Source organism: Paenibacillus sp. FSL H7-0442 (assembly GCF_038593105.1).
GTDB lineage: Bacteria > Bacillota > Bacilli > Paenibacillales > Paenibacillaceae > Paenibacillus > Paenibacillus polymyxa_D.
Window position 1 is genome coordinate 1660854 of sequence record NZ_CP151963.1, and the last position, 20007, is coordinate 1680860.

General features: G+C 45.6%; 17 protein-coding genes. 12 read left to right on the plus strand and 5 right to left on the minus strand.

Translation table 11 applies throughout. The annotated features are described in order from the left end of the window. The first annotated feature begins 167 nt into the window (after positions 1 to 167). From MHH57_RS07535 to MHH57_RS07575, 9 genes are all read left to right on the plus strand, one after another. Complete coding sequence (locus MHH57_RS07535; RefSeq protein ID WP_029516508.1) at positions 168 to 1754, plus strand: trypsin-like peptidase domain-containing protein; 1587 nt, start codon at positions 168 to 170, stop codon at positions 1752 to 1754. Between the two features lie 149 nt (positions 1755 to 1903). Continuing rightward, a complete protein-coding gene (locus MHH57_RS07540; protein ID WP_029516509.1) occupies positions 1904 to 2593 on the plus strand; it encodes a response regulator transcription factor in 690 nt (229 codons plus the stop codon). Between the two features lies 1 nt (position 2594). Next, entirely contained in the window at positions 2595 to 4073 is a 1479-nt protein-coding gene (locus MHH57_RS07545) for a HAMP domain-containing sensor histidine kinase (protein WP_029516510.1), read from the plus strand. 111 nt (positions 4074 to 4184) lie between these two features. After that, a complete protein-coding gene (locus MHH57_RS07550) occupies positions 4185 to 5141 on the plus strand; it encodes a 4-hydroxy-3-methylbut-2-enyl diphosphate reductase (RefSeq protein WP_165145059.1) in 957 nt (318 codons plus the stop codon). Positions 5142 to 5402: 261 nt separating this feature from the next. Next, the gene (aroF, locus tag MHH57_RS07555; protein WP_023987802.1) at positions 5403 to 6440 is read left to right on the plus strand and encodes a 3-deoxy-7-phosphoheptulonate synthase; all 1038 of its coding nucleotides are present in this window, start codon (positions 5403 to 5405) and stop codon (positions 6438 to 6440) included. Between the two features lie 271 nt (positions 6441 to 6711). Beyond that, positions 6712 to 8136 carry a type I glutamate--ammonia ligase gene (gene glnA / locus MHH57_RS07560; RefSeq protein WP_029516512.1) on the plus strand — a complete coding sequence of 475 codons (1425 nt, stop codon included), beginning with the start codon at positions 6712 to 6714 and terminating at the stop codon, positions 8134 to 8136. Between the two features lie 265 nt (positions 8137 to 8401). Beyond that, a complete protein-coding gene (serC, locus tag MHH57_RS07565; RefSeq protein WP_185156330.1) occupies positions 8402 to 9493 on the plus strand; it encodes a 3-phosphoserine/phosphohydroxythreonine transaminase in 1092 nt (363 codons plus the stop codon). A gap of 239 nt (positions 9494 to 9732) precedes the next feature. After that, positions 9733 to 10197 carry a tRNA (uridine(34)/cytosine(34)/5-carboxymethylaminomethyluridine(34)-2'-O)-methyltransferase TrmL gene (gene trmL / locus MHH57_RS07570; protein ID WP_023987805.1) on the plus strand — a complete coding sequence of 155 codons (465 nt, stop codon included), beginning with the start codon at positions 9733 to 9735 and terminating at the stop codon, positions 10195 to 10197. 375 nt (positions 10198 to 10572) lie between these two features. Then, a complete protein-coding gene (locus tag MHH57_RS07575) occupies positions 10573 to 10821 on the plus strand; it encodes an AbrB/MazE/SpoVT family DNA-binding domain-containing protein (RefSeq protein WP_013309439.1) in 249 nt (82 codons plus the stop codon). Positions 10822 to 10919: 98 nt separating this feature from the next. On the opposite strand, the gene MHH57_RS07580 is transcribed toward MHH57_RS07575, so the two are convergent. After that, positions 10920 to 11987, minus strand: coding sequence for a phosphodiester glycosidase family protein (locus MHH57_RS07580; RefSeq protein WP_341039130.1), 1068 nt, complete (start codon positions 11985 to 11987; stop codon positions 10920 to 10922). After that, entirely contained in the window at positions 11984 to 12391 is a 408-nt protein-coding gene (locus tag MHH57_RS07585; RefSeq protein ID WP_029516516.1) for a hypothetical protein, read from the minus strand. Before MHH57_RS07585 ends, MHH57_RS07580 begins: the two co-directional genes overlap by 4 nt. Positions 12392 to 12666: 275 nt before the next feature. Here MHH57_RS07585 and MHH57_RS07590 point away from each other — a divergent pair, with 275 nt between their 5' ends. After that, positions 12667 to 13323: a response regulator transcription factor gene (locus tag MHH57_RS07590; RefSeq protein WP_029516517.1), complete on the plus strand. Its 657-nt coding sequence runs from the start codon at positions 12667 to 12669 to the stop codon at positions 13321 to 13323. Positions 13324 to 13373: 50 nt separating this feature from the next. Next, the gene (locus MHH57_RS07595) at positions 13374 to 14627 is read left to right on the plus strand and encodes a PLP-dependent aminotransferase family protein (RefSeq protein WP_165145068.1); all 1254 of its coding nucleotides are present in this window, start codon (positions 13374 to 13376) and stop codon (positions 14625 to 14627) included. 19 nt (positions 14628 to 14646) lie between these two features. Here MHH57_RS07595 and MHH57_RS07600 read toward each other — a convergent pair whose 3' ends face one another. Then, positions 14647 to 15480, minus strand: coding sequence for a DUF2161 family putative PD-(D/E)XK-type phosphodiesterase (locus MHH57_RS07600; RefSeq protein WP_209949853.1), 834 nt, complete (start codon positions 15478 to 15480; stop codon positions 14647 to 14649). Between the two features lie 283 nt (positions 15481 to 15763). Between MHH57_RS07600 and MHH57_RS07605 the strand changes: the two genes are divergently transcribed. Continuing rightward, positions 15764 to 17659 (plus strand): PrkA family serine protein kinase, encoded by a 1896-nt coding sequence (locus MHH57_RS07605; protein WP_342434995.1) that lies wholly within the window; start codon positions 15764 to 15766, stop codon positions 17657 to 17659. Between the two features lie 324 nt (positions 17660 to 17983). On the opposite strand, the gene MHH57_RS07610 is transcribed toward MHH57_RS07605, so the two are convergent. Together MHH57_RS07610 and MHH57_RS07615 are read right to left on the minus strand one after the other, a co-directional pair. Further along, on the minus strand, positions 17984 to 18862 hold the full coding sequence (locus MHH57_RS07610; protein WP_029516522.1) for an arylamine N-acetyltransferase: 879 nt from the start codon (positions 18860 to 18862) through the stop codon (positions 17984 to 17986). Positions 18863 to 19108: 246 nt separating this feature from the next. Further along, complete coding sequence (locus tag MHH57_RS07615; RefSeq protein WP_069012818.1) at positions 19109 to 20005, minus strand: aminoglycoside phosphotransferase family protein; 897 nt, start codon at positions 20003 to 20005, stop codon at positions 19109 to 19111. Positions 20006 to 20007 lie beyond the last annotated feature (2 nt).

Genomic DNA, 20007 nt, shown 5'->3' on the forward strand with positions numbered 1-20007 from the left:
ATTATATCCGGGGCATTTCGTTTTGAGTAAAAGTGGTTAGGTACAAATAGGTCTAAGGTTTTATCTCCTTTTTAATTGTTTTTAAGGTGGAATTAAGGTTTAAAGTGCAAAATAAAGTCAGTTAAACAACACCACCTTGAAGCATAGGGTTTGGGAGGAGATATACAATGGACGAATTTAAAAATAATAACTCCGGACGCCGGAACGACAACGATCAGGTTGATACCGATAACGTAACTCGGCAAAACGATTCGAACGGTTCCTCATATTATTATTCTTACGGCCCTTTTTCTTCAGTTCAATCGGACGGACAACGTAAGGAAGGGCAGTCGGTGGAAAAAGATGTTGAGATCACGCCACCGCAGGCAGTAAGACCCCTTCCTCCCTCATACCATCGTGCTATGCCTGAGCAACAGGATGGTTCGGGCCGAAATGGCGGCAACTGGCAATTTAAACCGAATAAGCCCAAGTCGCAGGTGAAAACAATTTTCTTATCTTTTTTGGCCGGGATGCTGGTCATTACGGTATTGATGTATACAGCTGACCGAACAAATATGTTCACACCCGAGACGGCGTTGACTTCGGCGGCAGCTGAAAGCGGAGAAACGACTAATTCGGGAACAACCAGCTCGACTCCAAGCGCAGTTCCGGCTGTGATGCCTTCAGGTACCGCTGATGTTCAATCTGTTGTGGCTAAGGCTGGACCGGCAGTCGTCAAAATCGAAACGCTTGCCAAACAAACCAGTGGCAGCAGCGGCAGACAAAGTAGCCCTTATTACAATGACCCGCTGTATCAATACTTTTTCGGTAATCAGTATGGTGACAGTGGCAGCAGCGGTAACAGTAATGAAAATGAAGGTAGCAACAGCGGACAGCTGACTCCGCTTGGTATTGGTTCCGGTTTTATTTTTGATAAATCGGGTTACGTCCTAACCAATAACCATGTTGTTGAAGGCGCGAGTGTGGTTCAGGTTACAGTAGAGGGAACTAATAAGCCTTACGAAGCCAAAGTCTTGGGCAAAAATGCTGATCTTGATTTGGCGGTACTTAAAATTGAAGGCAAAAATAACTTTCCGACAGTAACTTTGGGTGACTCGGATAACGCTAAAGTCGGCGAGTGGATGGTCGCAATTGGCAACCCTGAAGGCTTTGAGCATTCGGTAACAGCCGGGGTGCTAAGTGCGAAAGAACGTACGATCACCATTAATAGTGAATCAACTGGAAAACCGACGCAATACAAGCATCTCATTCAGACGGATGCGTCCATTAACCCTGGTAACTCTGGTGGACCGCTGTTAAATCTGCAAGGGCAAGTTATCGGTATGAACGTAGCTGTTAGTGCAGACGCACAGGGAATCGGGTTTGCGATCCCGTCCAATACGATTTTGGAAGTCGTCGATAAGCTGAAAAATAACCAGCCTATCCCTAAAGAACCTGTACCTTTCATTGGTGCAAGTCTGTTAAATTTGAGTCCTGAAGTAGCCAAAGAACTGGGAACAACCCTGACCGAAGGCTCGGTTGTGCGGGATATTATATACAAATCACCAGCTTATCAGGCTGATCTGCGTCCTTACGATGTGATTATCGGAGCCAATGGCACGCCTTATAGCACATCACAAGAGCTGATCCAGTTCATTCAAAAACAAAAAGTGGGTACAGCACTGACGCTTAACATCGAACGAGCTGGGCAGAAAAAAGATGTTCAACTGAAAATAGGCAATAAAAATGACTTTAGCTCGACGCTCCAGCAATAAGATGATAACTTTACAAAAATGAACATGTGCACGCAAGAAACGGAAGGAAGATCCCTTCCGTTTCTTGCTGTATGAAGTAGCAAGATGCTACGCGCGTGTACTCCTGCTACAATAGAGGGAAAAGAAGAGATAAAGGAGTTCGATCGTGTATGCGTTCTACTATTTTGATCATTGATGACGATGAAAAAATTGTTTCCATGCTGCGCAGAGGACTGGCATTTGAAGGCTATGAAGTGCTGACAGCCGCCAATGGAGCAGAGGGATTAAATAAAATGCTGACAGCTGAGCCTGATGTAGTCGTGCTGGATGTAATGATGCCGCAAGTCGATGGTTTTGAGGTATGCCGTCGCATGCGGGAGGGGGGGAGCACGGTACCTGTCCTAATGCTTACAGCCAAGGATGAGGTTGAGAATCGGGTTAAAGGCTTGGATCTAGGGGCCGATGATTATCTCGTCAAGCCGTTTGCTCTGGAGGAGTTGCTGGCACGAGTGCGAGCGCTTTTGCGGCGTAAAACCGAACAACAGGGCAATAACGGAAATAGACTTACCTTCGAGGATTTACAACTGGATAACGAATCCCGTGAAGTGGTTCGTGGCGGCAAACGCTTGGAACTGACGGCCAAAGAATTTGAACTGCTCCATTTGTTCATGCAAAACCCGAAGCGTGTTCTGTCGCGTGATCTGATTATGGACAAAATTTGGGGCTATGACTATAGCGGAGAATCGAATGTGCTCGAAGTATATATTGCCATGCTACGACAAAAAACGGAGCAGGATGGCGGTAAACGTCTCATTCGTACAATTCGGGGAGCTGGCTACATTTTAAGAGGTGATGTGTAATATGTCTATTCGGTGGCGGCTGACAGCTTGGTATTCGAGCATCTTGGCTATAGTGCTTGTCATTTTTGGTCTGGCTATTTACGGACTGGTTTATTATTACACATACAATGAAGTAAAAAGTCAGCTTACGACTCAGGCGCCACGGATTAACAAGCAGCTACTGCTTACAATTAAAGGGGGATTATTTGAAGTCCCCAATCTGGATTTGGGTTTAGTGCAAGAACGTGGAATTGATGATTCACAGCTATATGTACAAATTTACAATTATACATCAGGTGTTACCAAAACCACCCAAAACATGAAAGACCTCAATATCACCTTCCCTGTTCCATCTACAGCGACAGGAGCAGTTCAAAATGAGGGAATCCGGCGTGTGAACGTAAATGGGGATACCTTTATGATTTACCAACAGCCCATTAAGTCCGAGGAGTTGGGCTTGGTAGTCGGGTTGCTACAGGTAGGACAATTCACGGGCTCTCAGGATCGACTCATGAACAGGTTGCAAAATGTGCTTGTATATGGTTCGTTGTTTGCATTACTTGCTGCTGCGACTTCAGGTCTCTTTCTGGCTCGCAAGTCTATGAAGCCGCTGGTCAAGGTAATTGAGGGGGCAAATCAGATTCAATCCAGTAATGATTTGAGTGTTCGGATTGAATATGACGGACCACCAGATGAAATTGGACAATTAATCGGGACAGTTAACAACATGCTGGGGCGTACAGAGGTGTTTTACAAGGAGTTGGAAGATGCGTACGGTGCACAGCGCCGTTTTGTGGCTGATGCTTCCCATGAGCTTCGTACGCCGCTAACGACGATCCGTGGCAACGTTGATTTTTTGCTCAAAATGTGGACTACCGAACCAGGAGAGCGACCGAATATGGATGAAGAGATGATTCGTGAGCTTTCTATGGAGGCATTAAATGACATGGCAGATGAAGGCAAACGGATGAGTCGTTTGGTGAGTGATATGTTGTCACTTGCGAGAGCAGACACAGGGAAAACGTTCGATAAGACTCCCGTTGCGCTGGAACCCCTTGTAAGTGAGGTTGCCCGTCGTGCTCAGTTTTTAGAGCGAACGGCCGAATGGAATGTGGGAGATTTTTCGTTGCTGAATGGTATTTATATGGATGGGAGCAAGGATTATTTACAGCAAATGCTATTCATTTTCATTGATAATGCATTCAAATACACACCTGAAGGTACAGTCCGATTTGATGCCATTGTTTATCAAGGACAGGTAGGGCTACGGATCAGTGATACGGGCATTGGAATGGACAAGAGTGAGGTTCCCTTTATTTTTGACCGCTTTTACCGGGCAGATGAGTCGCGCGGGGTGACAGAGGGAATTGGGTTGGGGCTGTCTATTGCCAAGTGGATTATTGATGAACATCACGGGTCTGTGGAAGTGGTTACGCGTCAAGGAGAAGGAACGACATTTGTCATCTGGCTTCCGGTCAGCTTTTCCGCGCCTTTGGAATAGGCTATAATAGGAAGGCAACTACATCATAGAATTGGCCGGTAAAGGCTTGGATGCCCACAGCTACCGAGTTATCGGAGCTGTATACTGTGTCGAAGAAAGCGGGGGCTCATTTTGGAAGTACTCAGAATTTCGCCCCGGGGTTACTGCTACGGCGTAGTCGATGCCATGGTATTGGCTCGTCAGGCAGCCAGAAATCTGGACTTACCCCGGCCTATTTATATATTGGGCATGATCGTGCATAACAGTCATGTCACGAATTCCTTTGAAGACGAAGGGATTATTACACTGGACGGCCCGAACCGTATGGAGATTTTAAGCCAGGTAGAGAGCGGCACTGTTATCTTTACTGCTCATGGCGTATCACCAGAGGTACGCAAGTTGGCACGAGACAAGGGGCTGACTACGGTAGACGCGACTTGCCCTGACGTCACAAAAACGCATGATCTGATTCGGGAGAAGTCTGCCGAAGGCTACCAGATTGTTTATATTGGCAAAAAGAATCATCCAGAGCCGGAGGGAGCTATCGGTATTGCTCCTAACCATGTTCATCTGATTGAAAAGGAAGAAGAGATCGACAGTCTTACGTTGCCAGCTGGCAAAATCCTTATCACGAATCAGACGACCATGAGCCAATGGGACATCAAGCACATTATGAAGAAGCTGCTGGAGAAGTTCCCGGGTGCTGAGATACACAATGAAATCTGTTTGGCGACGCAGGTACGTCAGGAAGCGGTAGCTGAGCAGGCTGGACAGGCGGATCTGGTGATCGTTGTCGGTGATCCGCGCAGTAACAATTCAAACCGATTAGCTCAGGTTTCGGAGGAAATTGCTGGTACAACAGCTTATCGTATTTCTGATGTAAGCGAGCTGAAGAGGGAGTGGCTTGAAGGCGTAGCCAAAGTAGCTGTGACTTCTGGGGCTTCAACGCCGACACTGATTACCAAAGAGGTTATTACGTATTTGGAGCAGTATGATGCGGCTAACCCGGATACGTGGGAGATTCAGCGAACCATAGATATGAAAAAACTGCTGCCTCCTGTACGAGAGAAGTCAAAAACAACGAAATAGTATGTGATTGATTACAGCCGTTATTCGGATACAACCATCCGGATAGCGGCTTTTCAATCGTTTAAATTTATAGATATTATCCGGTAGCTTCACTAGGTTTGAATATTGAATAATTCGGGATAATTAAACCTTGACGAGTATAGCTAAAACAGGTATAGTTGCTTTAACGAATAAAAGCTTAAAAGCGAACAAGCGTCTAAGTGTCATAATATCAATCTATTACTGGTTAATAAAATATGTTTCATAGAGAGGAAGAAAAAAATGATCGTTATCGCTGGTGTTCAAACACCTGAAGAGCATATTCAAGCTATTGTTGAAGTTATTGAGAAAGAAGGATTGCAGGCTCATGTATCAAGGGGATCGGATCGCACGATCATCGGATTGATCGGTAGCGTAGAGCCCAAGCTGGCTGAACATCTGCGTCAAATGAAAGGCGTAGAAAATGTGGTTAAAATATCGAAGTCCTACAAATTGGCCAGCCGTGATTTTCATCCGGAAAATACGGTGATCTCCATTAAAGGTGTAAATATCGGTGGGGGCGAACTTGTCATTATGGGTGGACCATGTGCCGTTGAGTCTGCTGCACAGATAGATGAAATTGCCGGATTGGTCAAAGCAGCAGGTGCGCAAGTTCTCCGTGGAGGTGCCTTTAAGCCGCGTACAGGGCCTTACAGCTTCCAGGGAACTGGTGTAGAAGGACTGATCATGATGGCTGAAGCCGGCCAAAAGCACGACCTCTTGACCATCACAGAGGTCATGACACCTGAATACGTAGACATTTGTGCGGAATATGCCGATATCCTGCAAGTAGGTACACGTAATATGCAAAACTTTGATCTGCTGCGCAAGTTGGGAACTTGCGGCAAGCCAGTGTTGCTCAAACGCGGTTTTAGCTCGACTTATGACGAGTTTTTGAATGCTGCCGAGTACATCCTGGCAGGTGGCAATCCGAATGTTATGCTGTGTGAGCGCGGTATCCGCACATTTGAAACCTACACCAGAAATACACTCGATTTGTCCGCGATCCCTGTGTTGCAACAATTGAGCCATTTGCCAGTTATTTCTGATCCTAGCCATGGCACGGGTAGACGTGAATTGGTTGTTCCTATGACGAAGGCTTCGGTTGCTGCCGGAGCGGACGGACTAATTATTGAAATGCATACAGATCCCGACAACTCGATGACGGGTGATGGTGTGCAATCCCTGTTCCCGGATCAATTTTCAGATTTACTAAAAGATTTGGAAATATTGGCTCCTGCTGTGGGGAAAACATTTCACACGCCTAGTACCATTGCCTAAAACCAATGTTTAACATTAATGCATAAAAGTTTTGCTGCAACGCAGTAATGAGATTTAAATTGCCTAAAAGCCCGATGTTTCGGGCTTTTTGTGCTATCCAAATGTTATCAAGGGCGTAAGCATATCTAACATTAGTTTAAAAAATACCTTACATAGCTATTGACCCGTGTCATGTTTGAGATTTATAATGACGACAGAAAAAAACATTCGATCATGAACATTTCAGGGTTGTATAAGACTTAATGTTCGGAAAAATTGGGAGGAAGAAGACATGTCCGTTGAAAACGTATTGAAAACAATTCAGGAAAATAATATTGAGTGGGTAGATTTTCGTTTTGTAGATTTGTCTGGTCGTGCTCACCATATTTCATTGCCAGCTTCCGAAGTAGATGCAGAAACATTTGTTAACGGTGTTGCTTTCGACGGTTCTTCCATTCCCGGCTATCGTGGCATCGAGGAATCCGACATGGTTATGCTGCCCGATGCAGAAGCGGTTTTTATTGACCCTTTCACTCAGCATCCTACACTGAATATTCTGTGTGACATTGCTACGCCAGATGGCGAAAAATACGACCGCGATCCTCGCGGCATTGCAAAAAAAGCTGAGGAATTTCTGCAATCCGCAGGAGTCGGCACAGCAGCATTTTTTGCACCTGAGTCCGAGTTTTTCATCTTTGATGATGTACGCTACGAAAGCGGCATGAATAGCTCCTCCTTCTTCGTAGATTCCGAGGAAGCAGCTTGGAACACGAACCGTAAGGAAGAAGGCGGCAACCTGGGCTTTAAAGTGGGAGTGAAGGGCGGATATGTACCTGTAGCGCCAGTAGACACCCAACAAGATATCCGTAGTGAAATGTGCCGTTTGCTTGAAGAAGCAGGTCTGAGAATTGAGCGCCATCACCATGAGGTAGCTACGGCAGGCCAAGCGGAAATCAACTTCCGTTTTGACACACTCAAGAAAACAGCAGATAACCTGCTCGTTTATAAATACATTGTACACAACACAGCTCGTCAATATGGTAAAGTGGCAACATTCATGCCGAAACCGATTTTTGGGGATAACGGAAGCGGTATGCACGTTCACCAATCTATTTTCGATGGGGACACTCCTTTGTTCTACGAAAAAGGTGGTTATGCTAATCTGAGCGAAATGGCTCTTCATTACATTGGCGGTATTCTGTACCACGCACCTGCGTTGATCGCTTTGACCAACCCAAGCACCAACTCGTTCAAACGTCTCGTTCCTGGCTACGAAGCACCAGTTAACCTGGTATTTTCCAAAGGTAACCGTTCTGCGGCTGTACGTATTCCAGTAGCAGCTGTTACTCCTAAAGGCTGTCGGATCGAGTTCCGTACACCGGACTCCACGGCTAACCCTTACCTTGCCTTCTCAGCAATGCTGATGGCGGGTCTGGATGGCATCAAGCGCAAACTGAACCCAATCGAATTGGGATATGGTCCACTTGACAGCAACATCTACGAGCTGTCTGATGCTGAAAAAGGTAAAATCCGTAGCGTACCTGGTTCATTGGATGAGGCTCTGGACGCTCTGGAAGCTGACTACGAATTCTTGACTGAAGGCGGCGTATTTACGAAGGACTTTATTGATAACTATGTAGAGCTCAAACGTTCTGAAGCTAAATCGGTGAACATCCGTGTTCATCCACACGAATACAGCCTGTATTTTGACTGCTAATAAGTCGATAGCATAGCTGCTTTGAATAAAAAACATTAGCTTACGGGTAACACTTGTTATTCAAAATAGGTCTCCGGTCTTATGCCGGGGACCTTTTAATATTAAAGTGAAAATCACAGAATAAAGATGTTAAATATGTTAACATTCACAACTCTGTCACATCATAAATGAAATTGAAAACATTTTTATACAAGTCTTGAACGCATTTATGAATACTGCTATCATAGCGATAATATCCACACCAGAGTAGAGAAGGGATGGGAATTTGTTGAGTAAGAGAGCCTACAATTTTAATGCAGGACCAGCGGCATTGCCGCTCAAAGTACTGGAACGTGTACAAGCTGAATTCGTAGATTTCCAGGGAACAGGGATGTCGATCATGGAAATGTCACACCGTGGAGCTGTGTATGAATCTGTTCATAATGAGGCGCAGGAACGTCTGTTATCTCTGCTGGGCAATCCACAGGGCTACAAGGTGTTATTCCTACAAGGGGGCGCAAGTACGCAGTTTGCAATGCTACCTTTAAATTTCTTGCGCGAAGGACAGACTGGGAGCTATGTAATGACAGGTAGCTGGTCGGACAAGGCATATAAAGAAGCCAAGCTACTGGGCAAGGCTCATATTGCTGCATCCTCCGCTGATGAGAAGTACATGCGTCTTCCGAATGTGGATTCCTTGGACTTGCCTGAGAATACTGCTTATGTGCATATGACGTCCAACGAAACGATTGAAGGTACACAATTTAAGCAATTTCCGGATACGGGTTCCGTACCATTGATTGTGGACATGTCCAGTGATATTTTTTGCAAGCCTTTTGATGTTACTCAATTTGGATTGATTTATGCTGGCGCACAAAAAAATCTGGGACCTTCTGGTGTGACGGTCGTGATTGCCCGTGAAGAGTTGCTGACTTCCTCACCGGACAATATTCCTACCATGTTGCGTTATAGCACATATGAAAAAAATAACTCTCTCTACAATACCCCCCCATCTTTTGCCATATACATGGTGAATGAAGTGCTGAAATGGATTCAGGAAGAAGGCGGTTTGGAAGGTATTGAGCGTGTGAACCAGCAGAAGGCTGCTTTGCTATACGACCGTATTGACAGTAGCGAAGGCTTCTATCGTGGTTGTGTGGACAGCGCTGATCGCTCTATCATGAATGTAACCTTCCGCCTCGCGAATGAGGAGCTGGAAAAACAATTTATTAAGGAATCCGAACAGGCCGGGTTCATCGGACTGAAGGGACATCGCAGTGTAGGAGGGCTTCGCGCTTCGATCTACAATGCTGTTCCATTGGAGAACTGTCAAGCATTAGCCGAGTTTATGGACGGATTCAAGCAACGTAACAGTTGATTACGTCGACATATATTTCGATACACGATATTTGAAATCGAAAAAGTAAATGTAGAGCCTTCCCTGAATGTGTATAGGGGAAGGCTTTTAGTGGTGTGGGTTGAAATTTTTGTCGTTTGATGTTCATATCTGTCTGATTTTGTTAAAATAGAAGAATGTGTATGTTTTCAATGTATACACTTTGGTTAAACTGTAGGTTATTTGTCTGATGAATTTAATGATGAAGGGAACGAAACGAGATGCCATTACATATTGTGCTTGTCGAGCCGGAAATCCCGGCCAACACAGGGAATATTGCCAGAACGTGTGCTGCAACCGGAACTCATCTGCATTTGGTGAAGCCACTCGGCTTCCGTACCGACGATGCCACGTTAAAACGCGCCGGACTTGATTATTGGTACGCTGTCCACATTGAATATCACGAGTCTTTTGCTGAAGTGCAGGAGAAATATCAGGAAGGTCGCTTTTTTTATGCGACGACCAAAGCAAATCAGCGGTATAGTGATATTGCATTTCAGGATGGAGATTTTTTGGTATTTGGTAAGGAAACGAAAGGCTTGCCTCCTGAATTGTTAGCTGCTAATCCAGATACATGTATCAAGATGCCTATGTCTGATAAAGTAAGATCTCTAAACTTGTCGAATTCCGCTGCAATTATCGTATATGAAGCGCTGAGACAAATGGATTTTCCGGATTTATCATAAAGAGCATCAGGTGAACAAGTATAAATGCGAATAAAGAACCAGGACCTTAGTTGCTAATAAAAGTTTCACTTTTATTGCTCAAAAGTACATGACAGTAGAGCTTAAATCAAGCTTGTATGGTTAAAAACTTGCGAAATTTCTCAACTAGGGCTAATGATAATTGGCTTTCCGGTCGATAAAAATATTATAGACATTCTGTACCATACTTTGATATGGTTCATGATTTTATGAAAAAATGTAATAAAATTTCCTGTGATCAGCAGGATTCGACAAAAAGACAGCGAATACTACATAAAGAATAGTGTCTTTGTACCTAGTTTTTCGCATGGTAAGAAATTGTAAGTTATTACTCAATAGGAGAGGTGTACGATCACGATGAAACCTGCCGGTGTGGTACGTAAAGTTGATCAGCTGGGGAGAATAGTTTTGCCTAAGTCACTGCGTAAAAGATATCAAATGAATGAGGGAGATCCTGTCGAAATTTTGGTTCAGGGTGACCACATTATTTTGGAGCGTTACCGTCCAAAATGTGTATTCTGCGGGTCAGTAGAACAAGTGAACGATTTCAAAGACCGTTATATTTGTGCTCAATGCCTGACAGAAATGACACAGTATTCCTCCTAAATGAGGCAAAAGCATCACGACATTCGTTCGTGATGCTTTTTTTCGGATAGAGACGTACGTCGGCAAGCATATTTAATTTGGTAGCAGACTACACATAACTATTTATAGAACAAAAAATGAGTAGGGACTGGACGCAAATTACCATCTGACGGTTTGTTTACGACTCGACCGTTAAGTATAAGCGACGAGGAACCGCCTCCGTCCAAATTATAGGCATCTTGAACACCTAGATTGTACATTTTTCCTTGCAGTTCTTCGAGCGTCGCGCCCGAACCCCCGCTTTCATTGTAGCCGTCTACGACAATAATGAGCAACTGATCATCTTTATAGTTGCCAATGACCGTACGTGGGGCCCGCTTGGGGGAGACTTTCCATTTGTCAGGAATAGGCATTTTTTGTCCCCTTTGCAGCAGGACGGGAACGAAGGTAGCCCCAAAGGTAGGCTTTAAGCTGTCAAGTGCACCTTGACTGTAAAATTTGCCACCGATAAGCTTGCCATCGTTACTCAATCCGACGAAGGATAAATCCTTAAAACTGGACTGAAAGCCAGTAAGGTAGTGGCCATTCAAGACAGTAGTGCTTAATGGATAGCGTTTGCCGTCTCCATCCGCAAAGCCGCCTGCATTGATGCCTGCAATAGCTCCGTGTCTCAAGACTGCACGCATGGTGGTTTCGGAGCCACCCAATTTGTCACTTCCCAAAGACATTTTCATAGCAGTAGGATCTTTAAGTTTGACCTTCATAGCGTAGCCATGATAAATTCCCGGGTTTACCTTAAACAATTCAATGGTAATCCGGTTGCTATCTACCCGCTCATAGGGAACTCCCAGTTTGGCGGTGATGCGTCGATCATAGATGACCGCGGGCCGCTTGGACTGCGTAGAGGCAGTCACGACAAGCTGATTCATCGTTTGGGTCGTTTGCTTGTAGAGCTCAGAAGTCCGGCGAATTGTAGATAAGGTGTACGTTGCCTTTTGCTTGGCTTCATCAAGCTGCTTGCCTACTGATTGCGTTTGTAGAGTGACTTCAGCTTTTTGCAGACTTGAAGAAGTAGACCCAGGAAAGCTCAATGAGGGATGCACTAACAAAATACACCCCAACAAACCGATAAAAGGAGCAAGGGCCAACATAAAGAACCGATTCACTTGTTTTGCGTCTACATTCATTTTAGCAAGTCCATTTTTTTCTGAAGTGTATTGAGCTGCTGCTTGACTTCGTTTAATTGGGTGTACAGTTTATTACTGTTATCGGTCTTATTGTTTGCATTATCCTTCGTGAAGGTCAGTAGTTCATTGAAGGACTGGACTTTGCCTTGCAATCCGCTAACTTCCTTGGAAAGAGCAGTCAGTTGCTTTTCATAGTCAGATTTGAGTGCTTGAATCTGTTGGTCTGTATGGGTTTGCATCTCGTTTAGCATTTGCTGCTTCAAGTGATTGCTATACAGATAGGTTGCGAGAGCACCTAGTATAATAAGAATGAACCAAAATAGCAGAAAAGCCTTTATGGGTAACCCCTTTCTTGAATTGCTCCGCCGAGCTTCGGCAGAAGGACGTTCAGGTGAAGCTTGCATACGATTTTCAACTCCCGTGTAAAGTCAAATTTCCAGTCTTTATTTGCAGTTCCAATTCTATCATGGGCCTATTTATTTCGCAAAAGCGAAATAGTCGTATAAAAATATTGGAAAAAGAGATTGCATCGGAAGGAAGTCCTAGGATACAATTTCCTTAAACGTTTTTCGCTTCCTATACGTTCACATTCGCGCAATTTCTACATATGCAATCACCAATTTTAGGATTATTTTCGCTATTAACTATGTATTTTTTTGTAAAATCAGGAGGTTTAGATATGAGAAAAGTATGGCAGGTGGTCATCATAGATATCCATCCTACAAGTATGCTGGGAACAAAGCTTATTTTGGAAGACCAGCAGGATTTGCTTGTCAGAGGGATGTCTTCCTCCGGAACGGAAGGCTTGGAGCTCGCTTGCTCCATTCGACCAGAAATCGTTTTAATGGACTACAGGTTGCCTGAGGGAACGGCGGAACCATTTTTGACACAAATGCGGGCCTTGTCTCCGGACAGCCATATTGTTATTATGACGGATGAGGATAATATTACTTTGTTTCAGCAGCTAATTTCGCTCGGAGCAAATGGAATGTTATCCAAACAGGCATCACCGAGCCAGTTAATCCATCTGATCAACGGTTTACGCGAAGGATTTGCTTCCTTGCCGATGGATTGGATTCGGTATGGAAACTGGCCCTTTATGCCGTTAATGGCATCCGAGCCTTTTGACGAATTGACACAAACCGAAGTGTTTATTATGGAACGTATTGTACAAGGAATTACATATGACAAAATTGCTATCGAGATCGAAGTTAGCCGGCGCTCCATTGATAATTATCTACGTAAAATTTATGCAAAATTAGGCGTGTCCAGCCGGGCGCAGGCGATTGAACGTTATGCCTTATATGCGCGTCAGAGGAAGCAGCTATATGCCTGATGCGTCAGCCCGGAGATCATGACCTATTTTTCAGGAGAAGGAGGATGTTCATGCAATATTCCTTTGCTTCACGAACGGCTGCGATGTTGGCTTCTCCAGTGCGTCATATCCGGGAAAATGCGAGAAGACACTCCTTTATATCTCTGGCTGAAGAATTGCCTGCACAAGAGCTGTTTCCGGTGAAGTTGCTGGAAGAAGCGGCCCATGATGTGTTTGGCTCCGGCCCTGATGCCCTCCAGTATGGTGAACCGGAGGGCTATTTTCCTTTGCGAGCATGGCTTGCGGGTGAGTGGGAACAGCGTAAAGGAGTAAGAGTACCACCAGGTCAAATCCTTCTCACGACAGGTAGTCAGCAGGCCATTGACCTGATCATAAGGCTGATGGTGGATGAGCGTGATCCGGTATTGGTCGAAAATCCTACATCTCCTGGATGTTTACAAGTACTATCTATGCAGGGTGCACAGATCGTTCCTGTAGAATCAGATGGGGAAGGTGTCATTCCTGATAAGCTTGAAGCTTTAATGATCCGTTATCGACCCAAGCTTTTTTTTGCCACGCCAACGTTTACGAACCCCACGGGCTCCTTGTGGAGCGCTGCAAGGCGGCAGGAAATTTTGGACCTGTGTAGGCATCATGAGGTACTGGTAGTTGAGGACGATTCTTATGGTGAATTGCATTTGAAGCAAAAAAATGAGTCCCATGACAAGAGTCCGCATGGTCAGAGTCGAAAATTCGCAGAGACTTACCCCTCACTATTTGCGCTGGATCATGCGGGTCAGGGCGGTCAAGTGCTCTATATCGGTTCGTTCAATAAAACCGTTGCTCCTGCGCTGAGAACGGGTTGGGCTGCTGGTCCTGCGCCGCTGATTGAAGGAATGTACGCCTTGAAGCAGTTGGCTGATATGCAATCCAGTACGATGAACCAACGGCTGCTGTTCCAATTGCTGACCAGCTCGCGTTTTCAATGGCACGAGCACTTAGCGATGCTGAACAAGGAATATTCGACTCGACTTCAATTAATCTTGGAGTTGCTCAAGCGTCCGTTTTGGAAAGACGTGACGTATCATATTCCGTCCGGTGGCATGTATGTATGGGTGCAGCTGCCCGAGGGGCTGGACAGCGCATTGCTGCTAAAGGCGGCGTTACCCAAAGGCGTAGCCTTTATGCCAGGTGCGCTATGTGCGGTTGGTAGTGAAGGCGCGTCCCATATTCGCCTCAATTTCAGCCATCCGGGCCGTGAGCAATTGCTTATGGGCATGAATCTGATCGGTGAGACGATTAGTGAATTTACTGCACGGAGCTAGCAAAAACCATCGCCCCATGTCAGTCATCCACCGTTTCCGCAGCAACGGTGGAGTAAGTGATTGGCGCTTCCGCAATCTGGCGCTGTCCACTGTCCTCGTCAAGCTCTGCGTCCATTCCAGCGGCCGTTTTAATGCCATGTTCTTGCAGTACTGCCGCATACTCGTTCAGGGCAGCTTCGCCAAACGGAGTCAGTCGATAGCGGCCGCGGGATACGCGCTCAAACCAGCCGTAGTAGTTATGCTGAAGCACGGCAGCAGCTGTGCTGACGGCTGCTATGCGAGCGAGCTGCGCCGGAGCGGCTTCCCCCAAGCTCTGCAAGGCTGCCGCTACGCGCAGCGCTTTTTCCCGATAGGCAGTGACCAGCTTGCGTCGGGTGCTGCCGCCAGTATTGTGGTCACCGCTGCGTGCGTGAAATTCCCGCAGTAGCTTTTCCTTGCGCGAGCCCGGGCGTACCGCTGCTGCATTGCGGGCATTGTCGCTAGGTAGCGCAGGGTTACACAGTACCTCAACGAGCGGCGGCTTCGTTTTGAAATGGGTGACGGTAAGCAAGCCAAGTCCTAACTGGCGGCACAGTCCCACCAGTTCGTTCCAGCGCTGATTCACGGCCCCTTTTTTGGCACGATTCCGTTCTACAGCCACATATACATTGCTGCTTAGTTTCAAACGCTGCATGCCTTGCAGCACAAGCGCCAGGTTAAACGTCTTTTTGATCTCTACAATCAGTGGTGTCTGTTGCCCTGGCTTGATACCCACCAAATCGCAGTTGCGCACCTCTCCTTTGACTTCATATCCCAAGCTCTCAAAAAAGGCTTTCACCGGAGCGTACAGCTCCGTCTCATGCCGAACCGCCATGACTTCTCCCGCTCCTTTATCCCATTATTCCGAGCTTATATTGTACCATAATGCGTCAGGTCCGCGTCGTTGTTGTATATTTTAGCACAGTGTATCCCTTGGTTTTTTCGATAAAGCAGAGAGACCTGTCACAAAAAATAGGTCAATTCTGAAATCAATCTGCATAGGTATGTATTACACTTTTTTTAAGGGGATTGCATCATATCCTGAAAGGCGTGACGAGTGTAGCCATAATCATCCGGAGTGGAGGATAGTCATTACGCAGTCATGGGAGGAACCGAGCATGAATATTTTTGAACGCGTTGCGGAGTACCGGGCGGAAAACAACCGTCTGGCCTGGAGCGGCACTTTTAGAGAGTATATTGAGATACTCAAGAAAGACCCGACGCCGGCGATGACAGCTCATGCACGGGTTTACAAGATGATTGAATCTTTTGGTGTAGAAGAGGTTCGGGGACATAAGCGATATAAATTTTTTGAGCAGGAGATCTTCGGACTGGATCGAGCGCTGGAAAAGTTGGTGGAGGAATATTTCCATTCCTCAGCCAGGCGACTCGATGTGCGCAAGCGTATCCTTCTTTTGATGGGACCCGTCAGTGGGGGGAAATCGACACTGGTCACGTTGCTAAAGCGTGGCCTGGAGAAATTTTCGAGAACGGATCAGGGAGCCGTATACGCGATTGAAGGCTGCCCGATGCATGAGGACCCGCTTCATCTGATTCCCCATGAGCTGCGTCCCGATTTTGAAAAGGAGCTGGGTGTACGGATTGAAGGTAATCTCTGCCCATCCTGCCAGATGAGATTGCGCACAGAATTTGATGGCGATATTGAAAAGGTCCGCGTGGAGCGGGTGTTTATATCAGAAGAAAACCGGATTGGTATTGGTACGTTCAGCCCTTCTGATCCGAAGTCACAGGATATTGCTGATTTGACGGGCAGCATCGACTTTTCCACGATTACGGAGTATGGTTCGGAATCCGACCCGCGTGCGTATCGGTTTGACGGAGAGTTGAACAAAGCAAATCGTGGACTGATGGAGTTTCAGGAAATGCTGAAATGCGATGAGAAGTTTTTGTGGAATTTGCTTTCTCTGACCCAAGAGGGGAATTTCAAGGCCGGACGGTTTGCGCTCATCAGTGCAGATGAGATGATCGTGGCTCACACCAATGAATCCGAGTATAAAAGTTTCATTGCAAACAAAAAGAACGAGGCATTGCAATCAAGGATGATTGTAATGCCGATTCCTTATAACCTGAAGGTGTCTGAAGAAGAAAAGATTTACGCCAAGCTCATTAAACAAAGTGATATGAGACATATCCACATTGCGCCTCATGCGCTGCGTACGGCTGCCATTTTCTCCGTGCTTACCCGCTTGAAGGAGACGAAGAAACAGGGGATGGATCTGGTCAAAAAGATGCGCATGTATGACGGTGAAGAGGTCGAAGGATACAAGGAAGCCGATCTGAAAGAAATGCAAAGTGAGTTTCTGGAGGAAGGTATGTCCGGGGTAGACCCGCGGTACGTCATTAATCGCATTTCTAGTGCATTGATTAAGCAAAATGTGGAATCCATCAATGCCCTGGACATTTTACGAGCAATCAAGGATGGTCTGGATCAACATGCCTCCATCACAAAGGAAGAACGGGAGCGCTATCTGAATTTCATTTCCGTGGCTCGTAAGGAGTATGACGAATTGGCGAAAAAAGAAGTGCAGAAGGCCTTTGTGTACTCTTTCGAGGAATCAGCCAAGACGCTGTTTGACAACTATTTGGATAACATCGAAGCTTTTTGCAATTGGGCGAAAATTCGCGATCCGCTCACAGATGAGGAACTCGACCCGGATGAGCGGCTCATGCGCTCTATTGAGGAGCAAATCGGGGTATCGGAAAATGCGAAAAAGGCATTCCGTGAAGAAATATTAATCCGTATTTCTGCGTATTCTCGCAAGGGACGGAAGTTTGAGTATCATCATCATGATCGGCTGCGAGAAGCCATTGAGAAGAAGCTGTTCGCCGATTTGAAGGATATTGTGAAGATTACGACTTCAACCAAAACGCCTGACGCTAATCAGCTCAAACGGATGAATGAGGTGATTAAACGACTGATTGAGGAGCATGGCTACACAGGAGCCAGCGCTAACGATCTGTTAAGGTATGTAGGTAGCCTCCTGAATCGGTAAGACGAAATAATAAATAGTACAGCATGGTGAAACTATGGATTGATCTGGATGGTGCCACACAGTTGTGAGGTTCCGATAAACGTGTTTTAGAGGGAATTCGGCAAGCACAGGGGGGTTCAGGTGCCTGTCGAATTCTTTTTTTAGTATCATTAGGCAGCGGAGAGTGCCTGCAATATTGCTTCTTCGCAGGAACATACAGAGGAATTGGCTTCGTTCACGAAGCTGATAAAACATGGTGAAGGAATTGGAAATGCTACAGCACTCCTCGGAAATGTTAAAGGTGTAAGATGTGGCTTGAAGACTATCCTTACGTTGGAAGCTTTACTATTGCAATGATTCAGTCATAGACTTTTTCCATTCCATATGAGCCGCAAGTACTCTTTTCCATAACTCGTCCCGTTCCTGGCGACTGTAGTTAACGAGCGGCTCGCCAAATACATCTGCCAACACTTCCAGCCACTGCGATTTCTGATCCAGCTCTATTTTTTCCAAACCGTTTAGCCCGCGCTTTTTCCAAATACATCCTCTGAGTTCATTCGCCTCTAATGCTTGCCTTTGCCGAATCAGAAATAGGTTAAACCATGGAGATTCCGCTGAGCGGCTATAGAAATGATGTTTCGGCATGAATTCTTCCAAATCCTGAACAACCGCAGGAGCAAAATCAACGCCAACAAATGAAGCAAGCGAGTCATGCTCTAACCGCCAACCTTTTGTAACAACTCCGGATTCCATGACTTTATAATGAAGAGGAGCCTGTTCATAAGTTCCCATACGGAGTGGAAGAGGCTCATATGGCATATCGCCCAGCCCGACATCAACAATCCATACTTCATCTTCATGTTGCTCATTTAGCAAGTTCACTGTTAGTCCAAGATGAAATGAATTAATGCGTGGTTCAGCTCCCAGAGGTTGTACCCCGGCACGATGCAGAGAAACTTTGTACCCTAGTGAATATAGTAGTGCACTAAAGGCACCATTCAGATGAAAACAATAACCACTTCTCCCATGTAGAATGAGTTGAATGGATTCTTGAAAACCAATGGCTGCCGGCTTCCTTGCATAAATGTCCAATGTTTGCCATGAAAGATGTTTTACATGAGCCTTATGCAGCTCAACTAAATAGGGAAGGGTAGGAGGTTGAATTTCGGGAATTCCGATTCTGTTTAAATAAGCTTTTATTTCTTCTTTTGTCATGGTGTACATGTACAGTCACCTCTATTGTTGTTAGTTTCCCAGATTCTCTTCTCGAAACCATTGAGCATTGAGTCTTAGCATCATTGTAGAAGGGGGAAGTGCTGTTTACAATGCTATAAATTTTTGATTGTACCGGTACAGTTAGCAAGTCGATTGGCTTTAGCGGCATGCGCTTTTCCTGTAGTTGTTGTCAGAACACAAAAAAACAGACCGTTTCATCGGGTCTGTTTTTTTGTTTAGTTCCAAGCTGACCGATTATAATAGTGATCTGAGTTCACGTCGGTATTTGTTCAAATGAACGAACGAGGGAATGACTCGTTTGGCAGAACGGAAGCCGCCTATTCTGATATTGCGGACCACATGATAGGGAGAGATCAATAGTGCGTGAAGCAGATGCAAATCATGGGTGCTCAATGGACGATATCGTTGATAGTAATCTATCGCGCGCAGCATCTTTGTCCCATTCCAAAGACAATTCCGATGAAGAAGATGGGAGAGATCTTTCATCCTTACATGTAGGGAGCAATTTTCAAAGTCGATCAAATGGATTTTGAGCTGTTTGTCTTTAATCAGATTGGGATAATTATAGTCGCCGTGTATAAATGCGGCGGCTTTTTGCTCCCGAGCAATGGCTTCTCTAACTTTGGGCTGCTGTAGACGATGGGACACTTCTTCACAAAGAGCTACGAGATGTGCTGTGCCTCTGTATGGGATGAGGCGTTTTTTGTATCCAGCTATTTCATCGCTCAAGCCTTCATAACGGATTCTGGATGGCGGAGCTTCAGTGACAGGAAAGCCCATGGCACTGGAATGGAATTTGGCTAAAGTAGCAATTCCCTTTTTGAAGTCTATTCTTTTTGTGAATTCTGGTCTGAGTCCATGAACCCAATTGGTTAATGTATACGAAACACCTTCATAGGTCATGTAAGCCGTTTGTTGTACTGTTGGATAGACCTTTTGGCTGCGTGTAAACCCGCGCTCATCCAGGTAGGACAAGACACGTGTAATAAAACGGATCTCTTCTTCCGGGAATTTGTAGGGTTTTAAGCAATAAGTCGTATTAGCGGTCTCAATCTTGTGAATGTCCTTCATTTGACGGGTACGCTGAATTTTGATTCCATACATCTGCTCAACGTTCGATAAAATCGACATTT